Raw genomic sequence first — 19,020 nt, forward strand, 5'->3', positions numbered from 1 at the left:
ATGACGACCCGGGACTTCCCCTTCGCCGCGGGTCGCGAGCTGCTCGAGGTGCCGGTCGACCCGGCCCCGGTGCGCCAGGCCGCGACCGTCATGCTCCTGCGCGACGGCGCGCACGGGCTCGAGGTCTTCATGCTGCGGCGGGTGAGCACGATGGCCTTCGCGCCGTCGATGCACGTCTTCCCCGGCGGTGGGGTCGACCTGCGCGACGCGACGGACGACCTCCCGTGGGCCGGTCCGGACGTCGACGACTGGGCCCGCACGATGGACTGCCCGCCCGACGAGGTGCGCGCGCTCGTCGCGGCCGCGGCGCGCGAGGTCTTCGAGGAGACGGGCGTGCTCCTCGCCGGTGACGACGAGGGGTCCGACCCGGTCGAGCGGCTCGGCGGCGCCGACGCGGCGGCCCGGGCCCGCCAGGCCCTCGTCGGGCGCGAGCTGAGCTTCGCCGAGCTGCTCGGCGGGGCCGGTCTGCGGCTGCGCTCCGACCTGCTCGGGTACCGCGCGCACTGGATCACGCCCGAGATCGAGCCCCGGCGCTACGACACCCGCTTCTTCGTCGCCGAGGTGCCGCCCGGGCAGGAGCCCGACGGCGAGACGACCGAGGCCGACCGCGCCGAGTGGGTGCGACCGCAGGACGTCCTCGCCGCCGCCGAGGCGGGCGAGGCCCGGCTCATGCCGCCGACGATCGTGTGCCTCGAGCAGCTGCAGGCCGCGGGCTCGGTCTCGCGGGCGCTGGGGGAGCGGCCGGCGATCGCGCCGGTCATGCCCGTGCTCGTCGACACCGGCGCCGGGACCGTCATGCGCGCCGAGCTGCCGTGAGCGCCACCGCGCCGCAGCCCTCCGCCCCCTTCGGGCAGTGGACCGGCGGCCAGGTCAGCTCTCACGCGTACTGCCTGCTGCAGGGCAACCCCGGGCCGATGACCCTCGACGGCACGAACACCTGGGTCGTCATGGCGCCCGGGTCGAGCAGCGCGCTCGTCGTCGACCCCGGTGAGGACGACGCGGCCCACCAGCAGCGCGTCGTCGACCACGTCGCCGCGCTCGGTGCCCGGATCACGCAGGTCGTGCTCACGCACGGCCACCACGACCACAGCGAGGGGGCGCCGCGGCTCGCCCGTCTCACCGGAGCGGGGGTGCGGGCGGTCGGGAGAGGGCACGACGACCTCGCCGACGGAGACGTCCTCGACGCCGGTGGTGTCGAGCTGCGCGTCGTCGCCACCCCCGGGCACACCTCGGACTCCGTGTCCTTCGCCCTCGCGGCCGACCATGCGCTGCTCACCGGCGACACGGTGCTCGGCCGGGGCACCACCGTCGTCGCGTACCCCGACGGAGAGCTCGAGGCCTACCTCGGGTCGCTCGAGCGGATCGCGGCGCTCACCGGCGGGGGAGCGGTGACCTCGATCCTGCCTGGGCACGGGCCCACGGTGCCCGACGCGTCGGCGATGGTCGACTTCTACCGGGTGCACCGTGCCGAGCGGCTCGAGCAGGTGCGGGCGGCGCTCGCCGACGGGGCGGACGGCGCGGACGCGGTCGTCGAGCGGGTCTACGCCGACGTCGACCGGTCCGTGTGGCCCGCCGCGCGGATGTCCGTCCTGGCTCAGCTCGCCTACCTGCAGGGGCGGTAGCGCAGGGCTGGTCCCCCTTCGCCCCGCTCGGGCTCGCCGGACCCCGCCCCCCTCGACCCCGCCTACCCACCCGTATGTGGGGTGATCACCCCACATACGGGTGGGTAGGCGGGGGTCACGAAGGGGGTGTCAGCGGGGGTGGCGAAGGGGTGCGAGCGGGCGACGTGGTCTCGAGGCTCCTTCGTCGCACCTCGACCAGCGAAGGACTCGTCGCACCTCGACCAGCGAGGGACGACCGATCAGCGGGCGCGGCGCTTGAGGCGCTCGACGTCCTGGAGGAGGACGGCGCGGGCCTCGAGACGCAGCCAGCCGCGGGAGGCGAAGTCGGCGAGGGCCTTGTTGACCGTCTCGCGGGAGGCGCCGACGAGCTGGGCGAGCTCCTCCTGGGTGAGGTCGTGGGCGACCATGACGCCCTCCTCGACGGGGCGGCCGAAGCGCTGGCTCAGCTCGAGCAGCGCCTTGGCCACACGACCGGGCACGTCGGTGAAGACGAGGTCGGCGAGGTTCTCGTTCGTGCGGCGCAGACGACGGGCGAGCGCGGCGAGGAGGGTCACCGCGATGCGCGGGTGGTTGCCGAGCAGCTGGCGCAGCTGGTCGTTGCCGAGACCGATGAGCTGGGTCTCGGCGACCGCCGTGGCCGTCGCGGTGCGGGGGCCGGGGTCGAAGAGGCTGAGCTCACCGAACATCTCGCCGGGGCCGAGGATCGCCAGGAGGTTCTCGCGGCCGTCGGTGCTCGTGCAGCCGAGCTTGATCTTGCCCTCGGTGATGACGTAGAGCCGGTCGCCCTGGTCGCCCTCGTGGAAGAGGACGTCGCCGCGCTCCATCCGGAACGCGTCCATCGAGGACATGATCTCGCGGGCTGCCTCGTCGTCGAGGGTCGCGAAGAGAGGGGCGCGTCGCACTGCTTCGAGGTCCACACCGGGCAGTGTGCCATGCACCGTCGGTGGCGGCCCGTAGTGTGCGAGATGTGTCTGCGCCCCTCGAGACGCCCCTCGCCCGGACCCGCCGCGCGCGCAAGGGGTACCGCCTGCTCCACGACCGATACCCCTACGCCCACTGCGAGCTCGACTTCGAGACGCCGCTCCAGCTGCTCGTCGCGACGATCCTCTCGGCGCAGACGACGGACGTCGGGGTCAACAAGGTGACGCCGGTGCTCTTCCGCCGCTACCCGACCGCTGCCGACCTCGCTGCGGCCGTCCCGGAGGAGATGGAGGAGATCCTGCGCCCGACCGGCTTCTACCGGGCCAAGACGCGCTCCGTCATCGGTCTGGGCCAGGCGCTCGTCGCCGACCACGGCGGTGAGGTGCCCGGGCGGCTCGACGAGCTGGTCAAGCTCCCGGGCGTGGGGCGCAAGACCGCCAACGTCGTGCTCGGCAACGCCTTCGGGGTGCCGGGCATCACCGTCGACACCCACTTCGGCCGGGTCGCCCGGCGGCTGGGCTGGACCGACGAGAGCGACCCCGTCGTCGTCGAGCAGGAGATCGGCGCGATCTTCCCCCGGCGCGACTGGACGATGCTCAGCCACGTCCTCATCTTCCACGGCCGACGCACCTGCCACGCCCGCAAGCCCGCGTGCGGGGCCTGCCCCGTCGCGCGCATCTGCCCGTCCTACGGCGACGGCGAGACCGACCCGGCGAAGGCGGAGAAGCTGCTCAAGTACGAGCTCGCCCCGAAGAAGGACGCATGAGCCGGCCCCCCGCATGGGTCGAGCAGATCGTCCCGAGCATCCTGGACGACTTGCCCGAGTGGTTCACCCGCTTCGCCCCGCCGGACGACCCCGGCCGCAGCTCGGCGGTCCTCATGCTCCTCGGCCCGCGCCCCGGCAGCGACCCCGACGACCCGGTCGTCGAGGTCGTCCTCACCGAGCGCTCCGCCGAGCTGCGGTCGCACGCGAGCCAGGTCTCCTTCCCCGGCGGGCAGGTCGACCCCGGCGAGGACGCCCCGACTGCGGCCATCCGCGAGGCGCAGGAGGAGGTCGGCCTCGACCCCGCGAGCGTCGACGTCGTCGGCACCCTGCCCCCGCTCTACCTCACGCCGAGCCGCAACTCCGTGACCCCGGTGCTCGCCTGGTGGCGCGAGCCGCATGAGCTGCACGTCGCGTCCCCGGTCGAGGTCGCGAGCATCGAGCGCGTCGCCGTCGCCGACCTCGTCGACCCCGCCAACCGCTTCACCGTCCGGGTCGGCGACGAGTACGAGGGCTTCGGATTCGGCGTCCACGACCTCTACGTGTGGGGCTTCACCGCCCACCTGCTCGACATGCTCCTCACGGCCGGTCGGCAGACCCGTGACTGGGACGCCGAGGTCGTGCGACCGCTGCCGTGGAAGTACCTGCGCCCCTTCGTCGAGCGCCGCGCCTGACCTCGCCCGAGGCACGAGGCCTCGGGGTCAGGCGGGCTCGGGCGGGCGCACCGCGGCCAGCCAGGACAGCAGGGTGGCGGTCAGCTCGGCGGGCCGCTCCTCGTGCACGAAGTGCCCCGCGCCCGGCACGGTGACGAGCTGCAGCGGCCCGCGCACGAAGCGGGCGCTGTCGTTGGCGAGCGAGGGCAGGACCGCGGGGTCCTCCTGCCCGTGCACCGAGAGCACCGGCACGGTGATCGGCGCCTTGATGCGGTGCATGTAGCGCCAGCCGTTCGGCGTGACCCGTGAGCGCACCATCCACGAGTGGTACTCGTCAGCGGCGTGCTCGACGAAGGGCAGGGTCATCATCTCGGCGCACCGGGAGACGACCTCGTCGTCGAGCCAGTCCTGCTGCGGGCCGGACCACTGGCGCAGGTGCTGCTCGACGGTCCGGGTGCCCGAGATCCACCGGTCGGGGGCGAAGGGGGAGCCGAGCGCCCGGGCGTAGATCGTCGCCTGGCGGTGACGACCGATCCGCCACGCGGCGGCCCGGAAGACCGCGGGGTGGGGCATGCCGAGCGAGGCGACGGCGGTGGTGACGCGGGGGTGCATGCCCGGCATCGACCAGGCCATGCTGCCGCCGAGACCGTGACCGACGATCACCGCCTCCGACGCCCCGAGAGAGCGGATGACGGCCGCGACGTCGTCGCACACGGTGAGCGGGTCGTACCCGCCGGGTGGCTTGTCGGAGGCGCCGAAGCCGCGCAGGTCGAGCGCGGCGACGCGGTACCCGGCCTGCGCCAGCGCCGGGATCTGCGCGCGCCAGGCCCACCAGAACTGCGGGAAGCCGTGCAGGAGCAGCACGAGGGGCCCGCGCCCGGCGACGGCGAGGTGGAAGCGCGCGCCGTTGGCGGCGACGAAGCGGTGCTCCCAGGGACCCTCGACGAGAGCCGCCTGGGAGTCAGGCGTGCTCAGCGCCCCGGCTTGATCGCCTCGACGGTCTCCTGCGCGTTGCGGATCGCCTTCTTCGGCACCGGCTTGGCCTTGGTCACCGTCTTGTAGCCGACGAGCCCGAGGACCCCGGCGACGACGAAGAGCAGCGCGGTCGTGATGAGGTAGCCCGCCCACACCGGCAGCCAGATCGCGATGACCTGGGCGATGGTGTGGAAGAGGAAGATGAGGCCGAGCAGGCCGATGAAGGCCGCCGCGCCGAGCAGGCCGGCGCCCTTGCCGCCGATCTTCAGGCCGGCGGTGACCTCCGACTTCGCGAGCTGGATCTCGTTGCGCACGATGGCGGAGACGTCGTGGCTGACGTCGGCGACGAGCTGGCCGACGGTGCGCTCGCCCTCACCGGGGGCGGGCTCGCCGACGAGCCGACGCGCCGAGCGGTCGATGGTCTCGTGGCGATCGTGGTCCATGCGGTCGAGGGTGCCCAAGGCTCTCTCCTGGCGTGAGGTCGTGCGTGCGACGGACCGCGGTCCGTCCTGTCTTCGGCGCAACCCTACCCGCGAGCCCCCACCTCGTCGGGCCAGCCGATCCGGCCTTCTCCCGGCCACGACCCGCGCTCGATCATCACCTCGCGGAGCACGTCCGGGCGGTCGCTGATGAGCCCGTCGACACCCATGTCGAGCAGGTGGTGCATCTGCGCGGGGTCGTCGACGGTCCACACGACGACCCGCACGCCGAGGCGGGCGGCGCGGCGCACGAGCGCGGCGGAGTGGACGGGCACCCTGCCGAGGTGGAGCGGCACGTGGGCGAAGCGTCCCTGGACGAGCCGGGCGGGGACCGGGGCGCCCGCGCGGCTCGTCGAGATGAGCGTCGTCAGCGAGCGCCACCCGAGCGCAGTCTGCACGTGCGGCGCCTGCGAGCGCAGCAGCTCGAGCCAGCCGTCCCAGGCGCCGGCGACGCACACGCGCCGCCCGTAGTCCTCGCGCCGCAGCAGCCGCGCCATCGGCGCGATCGCCGCGCGGTCCTTGAGGTCGACGGTGAAGCACGCCTCGGGGAAGGCCTCGAGGGCCTCGGCCAGCGAGGGGATGTGGGCCAGGGTGCCGTCGGCGCCGCGGACGAGCACCGCGTCGAGCTCCGCGCGGGTGCGCTGGGCGAAGGGGCCGGAGCCGGTCGTCACGCGCTGCAGGCCCTCGTCGTGGAAGCACATGAGCTCGCCGTCGGCGGTGAGCCGCACGTCGGTCTCGAGGTAACGCACGCCGAGCGCGACGGAGCGGCCGAAGGCGGCGAGGGTGTTCTCGGGGGCCAGCGCGGCGCCCCCGCGGTGCGCGATCGTCAGGGGGGCGTGCTGATCTCCGTACCGCGGGACAAGGCCGCTCATGGCACTCATGCTCCCGGGCGCGAAGGGGGAGGCGCCACCCCTTCGCCCTCGGTCACCGAGGAGTTCACCCAGGGTTCGGCACCTGCTCGCACGGACCACCCCGTCGTGGCGGTGGTTGACTGACGAGACCACCCACCGACGGCAGGAGAGCGCCATGAGCGAGCGCCCCGAGCAGCACGAGACCGCCTACTCCGAGCACGCGGACGACACGGAGGCACCCCAGCCGCCGCAGCCGGGTCCGGGCGAGGACCAGCCCACCCGGGCCGAGACCTCGTACTCCGAGCACGCCGACGACGAGAGCGCGCCGGAGGGGCCCGAGGCCCACCCGTCCTGACCCGCCCCCGAGCACCCGCGAGGTATGGCAGAAGGCCCCGACCCGGTGACGGATCGGGGCCTTCTGCCATACCTCGGCGGGGCTACTTCTTCAGGCCGTCCTGGATCTGGCCCATGACCGAGGAGTCGGCGAGGGTCGTCACGTCGCCGACCTCGCGGTTCTCGGCGACGTCCTTGAGCAGGCGGCGCATGATCTTGCCCGAGCGGGTCTTGGGCAGCTCGGGCACGACGAGGACCTGGCGCGGCTTGGCGATCGGCCCGATCTCCTTGCCGACGTGGTTGCGCAGCTCCTGAACGAGGGCGTCGCCCTCCTCCTCCGCGCGCTGAGCGGCGTCGCCGCGCAGGATGACGAAGGCGACGGGGGCCTGGCCGGTCGTCTCGTCGTTGGCGCCGACGACCGCCGCCTCGGCGACCGCGGGGTGCGAGACGAGCGCCGACTCGATCTCGGCCGTCGAGAGGCGGTGGCCCGAGACGTTCATGACGTCGTCGACGCGGCCGAGCAGCCAGATGTTGCCGTCCTCGTCGTACTTCGCGCCGTCGCCCGCGAAGTAGTACTTCGGGCCGAAGCGGCTCCAGTACGTCTCCTTGTAGCGCTCCTCGTCACCCCAGATGCCGCGCAGCATCGACGGCCACGGCTTGGTGAGGACGAGGTAGCCGACCTTCTCGGGCTCGGTGAAGGGCTTGCCCTCGTCGTCGAGGATCTCGGCGCTGATGCCGGGGATCGGACGCTGCGCCGAGCCGGGCTCGAGCGAGGTGACGCCCGGCAGCGGGCTGATCATGATCGCGCCCGTCTCGGTCTGCCACCACGTGTCGACGATCGGGGCCGAGCCGCCGCCGATGTGCTCGCGGTACCAGCGCCAGGCCTCGGGGTTGATCGGCTCGCCGACGGAGCCGAGGACGCGCAGCGAGGAGAGGTCGTAGCTCGCGGGGATGTCGTCGCCCCACTTCATGAAGGTGCGGATCGCCGTCGGCGCCGTGTAGAGGATCGAGACGCCGTACTTCTGCACGATCTCCCACCAGCGGCCCTGGTGCGGGGTGTCCGGGGTGCCCTCGTAGATGACCTGGGTCGCGCCGTTGGCGAGCGGCCCGTAGACGATGTAGCTGTGGCCGGTGACCCAGCCGATGTCCGCGGTGCACCAGTAGACGTCGGTCTCCGGGTGCAGGTCGTGGACGACGGAGTTCGTGTACGCCGCCTGGGTGAGGTAGCCACCGGTCGTGTGGAAGATGCCCTTCGGCTTCCCGGTCGTGCCCGAGGTGTAGAGGATGAAGAGCGGGTGCTCGGAGTCGAAGGCCTGCGCCTCGTGGGTGTCGGCCTGGCGCTCGACGAGCTCGTGCCACCACACGTCGCGGCCCTCGGTCCACTCGACGTCGCCCTTCGTGCGCTGGACGACGAGGACCTTCTCGACCGGGCTCTCGTCGTCGCCGTGGTCGATCGCGGCGTCGACCGCAGCCTTGAGCGGCGCGGGCTTGCCGCGGCGGAACTGTCCGTCGGCGGTGATGACGACGCGGGCGTCGGCGTCCGCGATGCGGGTGTGCAGGGCCTCGGCGGAGAAGCCGCCGAAGACGACCGAGTGCGGGGCGCCGAGACGCGCGCAGGCGAGCATCGCGAAGACGGCCTCGGGGATCATCGGGAGGTAGATCGCGACCCGGTCACCGGTGCCGACGCCGAGCTCGACGAGCGCGTTGGCGGTCTTGGCCACCTCGCGCTGGAGGTCGGCGTAGGTGATCGTGCGGGTGTCTCCCCCTTCGCCCTCGAAGTGGATGGCCACCCGCTCGCCGTTGCCCGCGTCGACGTGCCGGTCGACGCAGTTGACGGACGCGTTGAGCTCGCCGCCGACGAACCACTTCGCGAAGGGGGCGCCGCTCCAGTCCAGGGTCTGGTCGAAGTCCTTCGACCAGGTGATCCGCTCGCGGGCCTGCGCGGCCCAGAAGCCCTCGAAGTCGGCCTCGGCCTGATCGAACAGGTCCGCCTGCCCGTTGGCCTGCGCGGTGAGCTCTGCGCTCGGTGCGTAGCTGTCCGACACGTGTCCTCCTCGTTGAGTCCCGTGCCCGGTCGGCACGGCGTCAGTGTGCTGGCCTAACCCTGCCGCGCCTCCCGGCGAGCGCACAACACGGTCTCGGCCCCGGGCGACGGGCGGACCGCCCGGCGCGCCCAGCGGCCCTGACGCCCCGTCGGGGTGGTCTCGAGGCTCCCCTTCGAGGCTCCTTCGTCGCACCTCAGGACAGGGCTGGCGCTCGCACCTCGACCAGCGAAGACGGCGCCGGCGCTCGCACCTCGACCGGTGAGCAGGCCGGGGCTCGGGGGCACATCTCGACCATGTGACCGGGGGGTTGCCACTGGCGTGGACTCGAGGTGACGGGGGTCACCCTTTGGTGCACGATGTCCCGCATGTCTGGACAGATAGCCCGACGCAGCCTCCTGCTTGCAGGACTCGCTGCGCCGCTCGCGGCGTGCGGGGTCACCCGCCGCGAGGAGGGCGGCCCCGAGCGGCTGCGGATGATGATCCCCAACAAGCCCGGAGGCGGGTACGACGAGACCGGTCGCGCAGCGGTGAAGACCCTGGAGGACGCCGATCTCACCGCGCGCTTCGAGGTCTTCAACGTCACCGGTGCCTCCGGCACCGTGGCGATGGCCCAGCTCATCAACAACGCCGAGGCCACCGACCTCATGATGACGATGGGCCTCGGGGTCGTCGGTGCGGTGCGGACGAACAAGTCCGACGCGACCGTCGGTCGCGCCACCCCCATCGCCCAGCTCATCGAGGACGCCGAGGCCATCTACGTGCCGGCGGACTCCCCCTTCGCCACCATCGACGACCTCGTCACGGCGTGGACGAAGGACCCGGGCAAGGTCAGCGTCGGCGGCGGCTCCTCGCCGGGTGGCCCGGACCACCTCTTCCCGATGCAGCTCGCCCAGGCGCTGGACATCCCCGCCCGCCAGGTGAGCTACACCCCTTACGACGGCGGCGGCGACATGCTCCCGGCGCTGCTCGGCGGCAAGGTCGACATCGCGGCCTCCGGCGCGACCGAGTTCGACAAGGAGGTCGAGGAGGGGCAGCTGCGCGTCCTCGCCGTCTCCGGCGCGAAGGCCGTCGAGGGTCTCGACGCCCCGACCCTCAAGCAGAGCGACATCGACCTCGAGTTCACCAACTGGCGCGGCATCATCGGCCCGCCCGGGCTGCCCGCCGACCGCCAGGCGGAGTTCATCGAGCTGCTCACGACGATGCACGACGAGCCCGCCTGGGGCGAGGTGCTCAAGCTGCGTCAGTGGACCGACCGGTTCGTCACCGGCGACGACTTCGGCACCTTCCTGCAGGAGCAGGACACCCGCGTCGAGACGACCCTCAAGGAACTGGGGCTGGTATGAGCACGAACGACCCGGCGGACGTCACGACGACGTCCGAGCAGCCCGCGCGGACGGGGGAGCGTGACCTCGGCCAGCTCGTCGTCGTGGCGGTGCTCGTCGTCCTCGGTCTGTACATGATCATCAGCACCTGGGACGTCGTCGCCGGCTTCGAAGGGGGAGACCCCCTCGGCCCGCGCTTCTTCGCCCTCTTCGTGGGGATCGGCCTGCTCGTGCTCGCCGCCCTCTACACGGTCTCGATCCTGCGCGGCGAGCGCGGCGAGGAGGAGGCCGGTGAGGACGTCGACCTCGAGGGCGGTGCGCACTGGCCGACGGTCGTCCAGCTCGTCGCCCTCGTCGCACTCAACGTCCTGCTCATCGACTTCCTGGGCTGGGCCATCACCGGCGCCCTGCTCTTCGCCGGCGGTGCGTGGATCATCGGGTCCCGCACGCCGGTGCGTGACCTCGCCATCGGAGCCGTCCTGTCGGTCGGCTCCTGGTACGCCTTCTACGTCGGGCTCGGGGTGCCGCTTCCCCCCGGTGTGCTCGACGGGATCCTCTGACAGGACGCCGCATGGACACCCTCAACCTGCTCATGGACGGCTTCAGCACCGCGCTGACGCCCCAGAACCTCATGTACGCCGCCATCGGCGTGCTCCTCGGCACCGCCGTCGGCGTGCTCCCGGGCATCGGCCCGGCCATGTCGATCGCGCTGCTCCTGCCGGTCACCTACTCCGTCGCGCCGGAGAGCGCGCTCATCATGTTCGCCGGCATCTACTACGGCGGCATGTACGGCGGCTCGACGACCTCGATCCTGCTCAACACCCCCGGTGAGTCGAGCTCGGTCATCACCGCGATCGAGGGCAACAAGATGGCCAAGGCCGGCCGCGCCGCCCAGGCCCTGGCGACCGCCGCGATCGGCTCCTTCCTCGCCGGCACGATCGGCACCCTGCTCATCGTCCTGTGCGCGCCCTTCATCGCCCGGGTCGCGGTCAACCTCGGCTCGCCCTCGTACTTCGCGCTCATGGTGCTCGCGATGGTCGCCGTGACCTCGGTGCTCGGCGCGAGCAAGCTGCGCGGGATGACCTCGCTCTTCCTCGGTCTGTCGATCGGGCTCGTCGGTGTCGACAAGCTCACCGGCCAGTCGCGCATGACCCTCGGCCTGCCCCTGCTGAGCGACGGCATCGACATCGTCGTCGTCGCGGTGGCGATCTTCGCCGTCGGCGAGATGCTCTGGGTCGCGGCCAACCTGCGCCGGGCGCCGGCGGAGATCATCCCCGTCGGACGCCCCTGGATGGCCCGCAGCGACTGGGCCCGTTCGTGGAAGCCGTGGCTGCGCGGCACCGCCTTCGGGTTCCCCTTCGGCGCGCTGCCCGCCGGTGGTGCCGAGGTGCCGACGCTGCTGTCCTACATCACCGAGCGCAAGCTCTCGAAGCACCCGGAGGAGTTCGGCAAGGGCGCCATCGAGGGCGTCGCCGGCCCCGAGGCCGCGAACAACGCGTCGGCGGCGGGCACGCTCGTCCCGATGCTCGCGATCGGCCTGCCGGTCAACGCGACCGCGGCGATCATGCTCGGCTCCCTCGAGAGCTACGGCATCGAGCCGGGGCCGGGGCTCTTCACCTCGAACCCGACGCTCATCTGGGGCCTCATCGCCTCGCTCTTCATCGCCAACACGATGCTGCTCGTGCTCAACCTGCCGCTCGCGCCGGTGTGGGCGAAGCTGCTGCGCACCCCCCGGCCCTACCTCTACGCGGGGATCCTCTTCTTCGCCTCGCTCGGCGCGTACGCGGTCAACCTCCAGGCCTTCGACCTCGCGCTGCTGCTCGTCTTCGGTCTGCTCGGGCTGCTCATGCGCCGCTTCGGGCTGCCCGTGCTGCCGCTCATCATCGGTGTCATCCTCGGCCCTCGCCTCGAGCTCGAGCTGCGCAAGTCGCTCCAGCTGAGCGGCGGTGACTGGGGGACGCTCGTCGGCGAGCCCGTCGCGGTCGTCGTCTACATCGCCATCGCGCTGCTGCTCGTCATCCCCGTCGTGCTCAGCCGCCGTCGTCGTCCGACCACCGAGGCCTGAGGAGGCCCCATGCCCACCATCGTTGTCGCCTACACCCCCAACGAGCAGGGCGAGGCCGCCCTCGAGCGAGCCATCGAGGAGGCCGGGCTGCGCTCGGCCCGCCTCGTCGTCGTCAACGCGACGAAGGGGGAGGCGCTCGTCGACCCGCGCTACCTCTCCGACAGCGACGCGCCGCTGCTCGACGCCCGCCTCGCCGAGGCCGGGGTGGAGCACGAGATCGAGCGCGACCTCTCGGGCGACCCGGCCGACATCGTCGTCGACCGTGCTCGCGAGCTCGGTGCCGAGCTCGTCGTCATCGGCCTGCGCCGGCGCACCCCCGTCGGCAAGCTCGTCCTCGGCAGCGTCTCGCAGCGCATCCTGCTCGACGCGACCGTGCCGGTGCTCGCCGTCCACGTCTGAGATCGCAGAGCGCGAGCTACGGCGCAGTACTGGTCGTGATCACGACCAGTACTGCGTGGTAGCCGGCACGCGGTCACGCCCGGACCCGTCGCAGGGACGGTCTGCGGCGGGTCCGCGCGCGTCCGGGCGCGCACGCCACCCGGCCTGGTCACCGTGACCAGCCGCAGCGGCTCCCCCTTCGCCCCACCCTGGTCAACCTGACCACCGAACTCGCGCACACTCGCGCAGATCGTCCAGGAGTGGCACGGTGCACCCCACCGATGAGGTCACGACGGCGTGACCGGCGAGGAGGACTGCGATGTTCGAGGACGGCCAGCTGTACTCGCCCGTGACGATGCACGACGACGGGAGCGTCGAGGTCCACCTCGCCGACTCGCACCCGGGCAAGGACGACCCCGAGTACCTGCGGCGCCGTGGCGAGATCGCCGCCGCCGCGCTCACCTGGGACCGGGCCGGCGGTGCGCCGCTGCCCACCATCGACTACACCGACGCCGAGCACGAGATCTGGCGCGTCGTGAGCGCGGAGCTCGCCGCGAAGCACGAGCGTCACGCGCACTCCGAGTACCTCTCGGCGAAGTCCGCCCTCGGCCTGCCGACCGACCACGTGCCCCAGCTGCACGAGGTGGGGGAGCGGCTCGAGCCGCTCACCGGCTGGTCCTACATCGCCGCCCCCGGTCTGGTGCCGCTGCGCGACTTCTACGGAGACCTCGGTCGGAGCACCTTCAGCTCGACGCAGTACCTGCGCCACGCGAGCCGCCCGCTCTACACGCCCGAGCCGGACATCATCCACGAGGTCATCGGTCACGGGAACCAGCTCGCCAGCCCCCGCTTCGCCGCGATCACGCAGGCGGCCGGCGCGGCACTGACGCGCATGGAGAGCGAGACCGCGGCCAAGCTCGTCGCCGACGTCTTCTGGTTCTCCATGGAGTTCGGGGTCATGCACGAGGACGGCGACCTCAAGGCCTACGGCGCCGGGATCCTGTCGAGCTACGGCGAGATGGACGAGTACGCGCACATGGAGATCCGCGAGCTCGACCTCGCCGACATGGGCACGCTGAACTACGACATCACGGCCTACCAGCCGGTCCTCTTCGCCGCCCACGACCTCGGTCACCTCGAGGACGTCGTCGGTGCCTTCTTCGACAGCGCCGATGACGAGGCGTGCGAGCGGCTGCGTGCAGAAGCCCGGCGCCGAGGCCTGCTCGGAGAGGTCGCGCACGCCTAGGTTGGTGCTATGACGAGCGCCGAGGACCGCCCCGACCCGCAGCACGAGCGGCCGGAGGGCGTCGACGACGCGACGGTCACGGCGCTGGGCAAGATCTCCGAGGCGCTCGAGGCCGTCGAGGTGGCCCGCGGCCACCTCTACACCTTCCACCGGATGAGCGGCACGGCCGACCTGACCCTCGGCGAAGGGGTGGACGCGCTGCGCGAGGCCGGTCACGGCGAGCTCGCCGACCGGGTCGAGCGCGAGATGGTCGGGCGCAACGTGCTCCACGGGCGCTGGAGCTTCCAGATCGTCGAGGAGTACGACGACGGCTACTACGAGACCTTCCGCCGGGTCGAGCGCGAGCTGCGCGAGGAGCTCGTCGAGGGGCGGCGGCACCTCTTCGAGGCGGAGATGAAGGAGGACCGGCGCACCCACGGGAAGGCCGGTCACGAGGCCCGCCCCGTCGAGGGCGACGAGGGCGATCAGCCCGGCTGAGACCCGCCCGCTCGGCCGTCCTCGACCAGCGCCCGCACCCCGGCGAGCACGATGCCCAGGCCGGTGGCGAAGTCGGCCGGGGCGTCGGCCGTGACGATGCCGGCCCGGGCCGCCTGGGCGCGGGACTGCTCGTCGTAGGCGTGCCCGTAGACGAAGTGCAGCACCGTGCGCCCGGCCGTCGTCACGTGCTCGGCCGGCACGCCCGCGGACTCGAGCAGCGCGTCGACCTCGGCGACCGGGGAGCGCCCGCCCAGGCCGAAGGCCCACATGCTCATGACGACGTCGGCGCCGTCGGGGTAGGCGAGCACCGCGGCGCGGACGTCCTCGCAGCGCAGCCGCAGGACGTCGAGCGGCCCGTCGTCGGCCCGCGGACGTCGACGGGGCCCGCGGGCGAGGATCTCGTCGGCGACGGCGCCGAGGAGGGCCTGCTTGCTCTCGACGTGGTGGTAGATCGCGCTCTGCTGCACCCCGAGCTCGGCGCCGAGGGCGCGCATCGTGAGGTCCGGCAGCCCGACCCGGGCCAGGAGGTCCAGCGCCGCGGCGACGACGTCGGCGCGGCGACGGACCGGGCGTCGGGTCGCTGCGGGCACGGGTCCCCCTTCGGCTGGGTCGCGGGCGGGTGCGCGCCGCGTTGACGCCGCGCTCCGGTGACTCTAGCCTGAACGCCGTTCACCCCCGACTGAACGCCGTTCAGCCAACCGACAGGCAGATGATGACCACCCTCTCGAAGTCGCCGGTGCAGGCGCGCTCCACCACCGTCGACCTGGCGCTCGTCGCCTCCTTCGCCGCGCTCGTCGCGGTGTGCTCGATCCTCCCGGCGATCAACGTCTCGACCTTCGCGCCGATCACCCTGCAGACCTTCGGGGTCCTGCTCGCCGGTGCCGTGCTCGGGGCCCGGCGCGGTGTCCTCGCCGTCCTGCTGTGGATGGCCGTCGGCGCGATCGGCATGCCGGTCTTCGCGGGCGGCAAGGCGGGGCTGGGGGTCTTCGCCGGGCCCACCGGCGGTTACCTCGTCGGCATGGTCCTCGCCGTCGCGACCTGCGGTCTGCTCGTCGAGCGCCTCGCCCGTCGCGGGCGCGCGACCCAGCCGGTCCTCGTCGCCGCCGCGGGGATCCCCGCCCTCGTCGTCCTCCACGTCCTCGGCATCGTCGGGCTGCACCTGCGCGCGGACCTCTCCTGGTCGGCCGCCGCCGCCGTCGACGTCGTCTTCGTGCCCGGCGACCTCGTCAAGCTCGTCGCGACGGCGCTCGTCGCGGCCGCCGTGCACCGCGCCTTCCCGGCGCTGCTGCGCCGCGGCGCCTGATGGCCCGCATCACCCTCGACGGGGTGAGCGTGCGGCGCACGACCGCCGACGGCGAGATCGTCGCGCTGCACGACACGAGCGTGGTGCTCGCCGAGCGCCGGGTCGCGCTCGTCGGGCCCAACGGCGCCGGCAAGTCGACGATGGCGCGGCTCGTCAACGGTCTCGTCCCCGCGAGCAGCGGCACCGTGCGCGTCGACGACCTCGACGTCGCCGAGCACGGCCGCGAGGTGAGGCGCCGGGTGGCCTTCGCCTTCACCGACCCGCGGGCCCAGCTCGTCATGCCGACGGCGGGGGAGGACGTCGCCCTGTCGCTGCGCCGCTCGCACCGCGACAAGCACGCCCGGGCCGAGGCGGCGCGCGAGGCGCTGCGCGGCTTCGGTCTCGAGGACCTGCACGACCGCAGCGTCCACGCCCTCTCCGGGGGCCAGGCCCAGCTGCTCGCCCTGGCCAGCGTCCTGGCGACCCGGCCCGACGTGCTCGTGGCCGACGAGCCGACGACCCTGCTCGACCTCGGCAACGCCCGGCACGTCGCCGAGGTGCTCCTCGGCCTGCCGCAGCAGCTGCTGCTCGTCACCCACGACCTCGAGCTCGCCGCGCGCTGCGACCGCGCCCTGCTCGTGCGCGACGGGCGGGTCGCCGCCGACGGCGAGGCGGCCGAGGTCGTCGAGCACTACCGGCGCACCGCGTGAGCACTCTGCTCCTCGGGGCGCACCGCCCGGGCCGGACCGTGCTCCACCGGACCCCGGCGGGCGCGAAGCTGCTCGCCCTGGTCGTCGTCAGCCTCGTCCTCGCGGTCGTGCGCAGCTGGCAGCTCGCGGTGGTCACGCTCGTGGTCGCGCTGGCCCTCGCCGTGCTCGCGCGCACCCCGCTGCGCGAGCTCGGGCGCAGCCTGCGGGGCCTCGTCCTCGTCGCCGTGCTGCTCGGTGGCTGGCTCGTCGTGCAGTCCGGGTGGCCGCGCGCGGTCGAGACGGTCGGCGACCTGCTCGCCCTCGTCGTCCTCGCCGGGGTCCTCACGACGACCACCCCCGTCGACGCGATGCTCGACACCCTCGTCCGGGTGCTGCGCCCCCTTCGCCCGCTCGGCGTCGACGCCGAGCGGGTCGCCCTCGCCTGCTCGCTCGTGCTCCGGGCGGTCCCCGCGATCGTCGACCTGGCCCACGAGACCCGCGACGCCGCCCTCGCCCGCGGTCTCGAGCGCGACCTGCGCGCCCGGCTCACCCCCTTCGTCGTCCGGGTCGTCGCCGACGCGCACGCGACCGGCGAGGCCCTCCACGCCCGCGGCATCGGCGACGACTGACCCGCCCGACCTGCCGCGGGCACGACGAAGGGGGAGGCCGTGGCCTCCCCCTTCGCCGGTCGACGCAGGGCCGATCAGTGCTCGATCGCCTCGGCCACGCCGTGACCGGTGAGGCTGCGCACCTCCATCTCGGCGTACTTCGCGCGGTTGAACTCGCGGCTCGTCACCGTGCCCAGCCAGCCGAGGAAGAAGCCCAGCGGGATGGAGACGAGGCCCGGGTTGTCGAGCGGGAAGAGGTGGAAGTCGACGCCCTGGAGCATCGACGGGCTCTTGCCCGTCAGCGGGTCGACCGGCTTGCCGGAGACGACCGGGCTGAAGACGATCAGGCCGATCGCGGAGATGAGACCGCCGTACATCGACCACAGCGCGCCGCGGGTGTTGAAGCGACGCCAGAAGAGGCTGTAGAGGATGGTCGGGAGGTTCGCGCTCGCGGCGACGGCGAAGGCCAGCGCCACGAGGAAGGCGACGTTCTGGTCCTTGGCGAGCATGCCGCCGAGGATCGCGATGATGCCGCCGCCGAGGGCCGCGTAGCGCGCCACCTTGACCTCCTGCTCGGAGGTGGCCTTGCCGTTCTTGAAGACCTGGTTGTACAGGTCGTGGGCGAAGGTCGCGCTCGTCGTGATCGTCAGACCGGCGACCACCGCGAGGATCGTCGCGAAGGCGATGCCCGAGACGATGCCGAGCAGGACCGATCCGCCGAGGGCGTTGGCGAGCAGCGGTGCCGCCGCGTTGGCCTTGCCCGGGGCGTTGGCGATCTCCTCCGGGCCGACGAGGGCGCCGGCGCCGTAGCCGATGACGAGCGTCAGCAGGTAGAAGCCACCGATGAGCCAGATCGCCCACTCCACCGACTTGCGGGCCTGGCGGCTCGTCGGGACGGTGTAGAAGCGCTGCAGGACGTGCGGCAGACCCGCGGTGCCGAGCACGAGGGCGAGCGAGAGCGAGATGAAGTCGATCTTCGTCGTCGTGTTGATCCCGTACTTCAGCCCCGGGGTGAGGAGCTTCTCGCCGGCCGCGGGGTTGCGGTCCACGGCCTGCTGCATGAGCGAGGAGAGGTTGAAGCCGAACTTGCCGAGCACCCAGACGGTCATGATCGCCGTCGCGGTGATGAGCAGGACGGCCTTGATGATCTGCACCCAGGTGGTGCCCTTCATGCCGCCGATCATCACGTAGGCGATCATCACGACGCCGACGACGGCGATGACGATGTTCTGCGCGGCCGCGCCGTCGACGCCGAGGAGGAGCGAGACGAGGCCGCCGGCGCCGGCCATCTGCGCGAGGAGGTAGAAGAAGGAGACCGCGAGCACCGAGGTGGCTGCGGCGACCCGGATGGGGCGCTGGCGCAGGCGGTAGGACAGGACGTCGGCCATGGTGAAGCGGCCGGTGTTGCGCATGAGCTCGGCGACGAGCAGCAGCGCGACGAGCCAGGCGACGAGGAAGCCGATGGAGTACAGGAAGCCGTCGTAGCCCTGCAGCGCGATGGCGCCGGCGATGCCGAGGAAGGACGCCGCCGAGAGGTAGTCACCGGCGATGGCGATGCCGTTCTGGCGACCCGAGAAGGACGCGCCGCCGGTGTACATCTGACCGGCGGTCTTCTTGCCGCCCGCGACCTTGATGACGATGGTCAGCGTCACGAGGACGAAGACGGCGAAGATCGAGATGTTGAGGGTCGGGTTGCCGACCGAGGTGGCGGCGACGGGGGTCAGTGCGATCACGGTGCTCACCTGCGGTCCTTGTCGTCGAGGCGCTCGGCCTCGAGCGCGCGCTCGACGTCACCCGGGGCCCAGTCGCCCGAGCCCTCGAAGTCGCGGCTCGCGCCCTGCTCCATCATCGCGCCGACGGCGTCGGCCTTCGGGTCGAAGGTGCGGTTGGCCCAGCGGGCGTACGCGAAGGTGATCGCGAAGGTCGTGACGAACTGGAGCAGGCCGAAGATCAGGCCGATCGTCACGTTGCCGGCGACCTTCGTGCCCATGAAGCCCGGGGCGAAGATCGACAGGAGCACGTAGGCGAAGTACCACGTGATGAAGAACGCGGTGACGGGGAAGACGAAGCCTCGGAAGCTGCGCCGCAGGTCGGCGAACTCCTTCGACTCCTGGACGGCGATGTAGCGCTCGCCGAGATCATGAGCCTCGTTGCTCATGGGGATCACCTCCGGGTGTGGGTGACGCGCGCACATCGGCGTGCGCGGCTGGGCTCACCCTGACGGCGAGGGCAGGTCCGTGTCTCCTGCTGCGGCGCGTGGCGCGCCCGGTGGGCGCCGCCGCACGCCGTGCGGCTGGTGGGCCGGCGACGA

The 19,020-nt window shown here is 72.5% G+C and carries 21 protein-coding genes and 1 pseudogene; 14 read left to right on the forward strand and 8 right to left on the reverse strand.

The window, feature by feature from the left end; genetic code table 11:
- Positions 1-816 carry an NUDIX hydrolase gene (locus tag LIV55_RS12810; protein ID WP_229300479.1) on the forward strand — a complete coding sequence of 272 codons (816 nt, stop codon included), beginning with the start codon at positions 1-3 and terminating at the stop codon, positions 814-816.
- The gene (locus LIV55_RS12815) at positions 813-1,622 is read left to right on the forward strand and encodes an MBL fold metallo-hydrolase (RefSeq protein WP_372456521.1); all 810 of its coding nucleotides are present in this window, start codon (positions 813-815) and stop codon (positions 1,620-1,622) included. The genes LIV55_RS12810 and LIV55_RS12815 overlap by 4 nt, the downstream gene beginning before the upstream one ends.
- A gap of 239 nt (positions 1,623-1,861) precedes the next feature.
- On the opposite strand, the gene LIV55_RS12820 is transcribed toward LIV55_RS12815, so the two are convergent.
- Positions 1,862-2,539, reverse strand: coding sequence for a Crp/Fnr family transcriptional regulator (locus tag LIV55_RS12820; protein ID WP_068272886.1), 678 nt, complete (start codon positions 2,537-2,539; stop codon positions 1,862-1,864).
- A gap of 50 nt (positions 2,540-2,589) precedes the next feature.
- Here LIV55_RS12820 and nth point away from each other — a divergent pair, with 50 nt between their 5' ends.
- Both nth and LIV55_RS12830 read left to right on the forward strand, forming a co-directional pair.
- Positions 2,590-3,309: an endonuclease III gene (gene nth / locus LIV55_RS12825; protein ID WP_224766759.1), complete on the forward strand. Its 720-nt coding sequence runs from the start codon at positions 2,590-2,592 to the stop codon at positions 3,307-3,309.
- Positions 3,306-3,980, forward strand: coding sequence for an NUDIX hydrolase (locus tag LIV55_RS12830; RefSeq protein ID WP_068272891.1), 675 nt, complete (start codon positions 3,306-3,308; stop codon positions 3,978-3,980). Before nth ends, LIV55_RS12830 begins: the two co-directional genes overlap by 4 nt.
- A gap of 27 nt (positions 3,981-4,007) precedes the next feature.
- Here LIV55_RS12830 and LIV55_RS12835 read toward each other — a convergent pair whose 3' ends face one another.
- The 3 genes from LIV55_RS12835 to LIV55_RS12845 form a co-directional block, all read right to left on the reverse strand.
- Positions 4,008-4,823 carry an alpha/beta fold hydrolase gene (locus tag LIV55_RS12835; RefSeq protein WP_229300481.1) on the reverse strand — a complete coding sequence of 272 codons (816 nt, stop codon included), beginning with the start codon at positions 4,821-4,823 and terminating at the stop codon, positions 4,008-4,010.
- A 107-nt stretch (positions 4,824-4,930) separates the two neighbouring features.
- The gene (locus LIV55_RS12840; RefSeq protein WP_083968659.1) at positions 4,931-5,377 is read right to left on the reverse strand and encodes a phage holin family protein; all 447 of its coding nucleotides are present in this window, start codon (positions 5,375-5,377) and stop codon (positions 4,931-4,933) included.
- A gap of 83 nt (positions 5,378-5,460) precedes the next feature.
- Positions 5,461-6,285, reverse strand: a complete 825-nt coding sequence (locus tag LIV55_RS12845; protein WP_229300483.1) for a glycerophosphodiester phosphodiesterase family protein — start codon at positions 6,283-6,285, stop codon at positions 5,461-5,463.
- Between the two features lie 154 nt (positions 6,286-6,439).
- Between LIV55_RS12845 and LIV55_RS12850 the strand changes: the two genes are divergently transcribed.
- Complete coding sequence (locus tag LIV55_RS12850) at positions 6,440-6,619, forward strand: hypothetical protein (protein WP_123091354.1); 180 nt, start codon at positions 6,440-6,442, stop codon at positions 6,617-6,619.
- Between the two features lie 82 nt (positions 6,620-6,701).
- Here LIV55_RS12850 and acs read toward each other — a convergent pair whose 3' ends face one another.
- On the reverse strand, positions 6,702-8,642 hold the full coding sequence (gene acs / locus LIV55_RS12855) for an acetate--CoA ligase (RefSeq protein ID WP_229300485.1): 1,941 nt from the start codon (positions 8,640-8,642) through the stop codon (positions 6,702-6,704).
- Between the two features lie 365 nt (positions 8,643-9,007).
- Between acs and LIV55_RS12860 the strand changes: the two genes are divergently transcribed.
- From LIV55_RS12860 to LIV55_RS12885, 6 genes are all read left to right on the forward strand, one after another.
- The gene (locus LIV55_RS12860) at positions 9,008-9,985 is read left to right on the forward strand and encodes a Bug family tripartite tricarboxylate transporter substrate binding protein (protein WP_229300487.1); all 978 of its coding nucleotides are present in this window, start codon (positions 9,008-9,010) and stop codon (positions 9,983-9,985) included.
- Positions 9,982-10,524 (forward strand): tripartite tricarboxylate transporter TctB family protein, encoded by a 543-nt coding sequence (locus LIV55_RS12865; RefSeq protein ID WP_123091352.1) that lies wholly within the window; start codon positions 9,982-9,984, stop codon positions 10,522-10,524. The genes LIV55_RS12860 and LIV55_RS12865 overlap by 4 nt, the downstream gene beginning before the upstream one ends.
- A gap of 11 nt (positions 10,525-10,535) precedes the next feature.
- On the forward strand, positions 10,536-12,029 hold the full coding sequence (locus LIV55_RS12870; protein ID WP_068272908.1) for a tripartite tricarboxylate transporter permease: 1,494 nt from the start codon (positions 10,536-10,538) through the stop codon (positions 12,027-12,029).
- Between the two features lie 9 nt (positions 12,030-12,038).
- The gene (locus tag LIV55_RS12875; protein ID WP_068272911.1) at positions 12,039-12,428 is read left to right on the forward strand and encodes a universal stress protein; all 390 of its coding nucleotides are present in this window, start codon (positions 12,039-12,041) and stop codon (positions 12,426-12,428) included.
- Positions 12,429-12,726: 298 nt separating this feature from the next.
- On the forward strand, positions 12,727-13,653 hold the full coding sequence (locus LIV55_RS12880; RefSeq protein WP_201465429.1) for a phenylalanine 4-monooxygenase: 927 nt from the start codon (positions 12,727-12,729) through the stop codon (positions 13,651-13,653).
- A 9-nt stretch (positions 13,654-13,662) separates the two neighbouring features.
- Positions 13,663-14,130, forward strand: a complete 468-nt coding sequence (locus LIV55_RS12885) for a hypothetical protein (protein WP_229300489.1) — start codon at positions 13,663-13,665, stop codon at positions 14,128-14,130.
- Here LIV55_RS12885 and LIV55_RS12890 read toward each other — a convergent pair.
- Entirely contained in the window at positions 14,118-14,720 is a 603-nt protein-coding gene (locus tag LIV55_RS12890; RefSeq protein ID WP_229300491.1) for a TetR/AcrR family transcriptional regulator C-terminal domain-containing protein, read from the reverse strand. The genes LIV55_RS12885 and LIV55_RS12890 overlap by 13 nt on opposite strands.
- A 119-nt stretch (positions 14,721-14,839) precedes the next feature.
- Here LIV55_RS12890 and LIV55_RS12895 point away from each other — a divergent pair, with 119 nt between their 5' ends.
- The 3 genes from LIV55_RS12895 to LIV55_RS12905 are packed head-to-tail and all read left to right on the forward strand — an operon-like array spanning position 14,840 to position 16,730.
- Entirely contained in the window at positions 14,840-15,433 is a 594-nt protein-coding gene (locus LIV55_RS12895; RefSeq protein WP_123091347.1) for a biotin transporter BioY, read from the forward strand.
- Complete coding sequence (locus tag LIV55_RS12900; RefSeq protein ID WP_123091346.1) at positions 15,433-16,122, forward strand: energy-coupling factor ABC transporter ATP-binding protein; 690 nt, start codon at positions 15,433-15,435, stop codon at positions 16,120-16,122. Before LIV55_RS12895 ends, LIV55_RS12900 begins: the two co-directional genes overlap by 1 nt.
- Positions 16,119-16,730 (forward strand): CbiQ family ECF transporter T component, encoded by a 612-nt coding sequence (locus tag LIV55_RS12905; protein WP_229300493.1) that lies wholly within the window; start codon positions 16,119-16,121, stop codon positions 16,728-16,730. The genes LIV55_RS12900 and LIV55_RS12905 overlap by 4 nt, the downstream gene beginning before the upstream one ends.
- Positions 16,731-16,804: 74 nt before the next feature.
- On the opposite strand, the gene LIV55_RS12910 is transcribed toward LIV55_RS12905, so the two are convergent.
- Positions 16,805-18,442: a monocarboxylic acid transporter gene (locus tag LIV55_RS12910; protein ID WP_229300970.1), complete on the reverse strand. Its 1,638-nt coding sequence runs from the start codon at positions 18,440-18,442 to the stop codon at positions 16,805-16,807.
- Between the two features lie 95 nt (positions 18,443-18,537).
- A pseudogene (locus LIV55_RS12915) lies at positions 18,538-18,867 on the reverse strand (DUF485 domain-containing protein); the annotation flags it as partial.
- Positions 18,868-19,020: the final 153 nt, after the last annotated feature.

This window comes from Janibacter melonis (assembly GCF_020567375.1).
GTDB classification, from domain to species: Bacteria; Actinomycetota; Actinomycetes; order Actinomycetales; family Dermatophilaceae; genus Marihabitans; species Marihabitans melonis.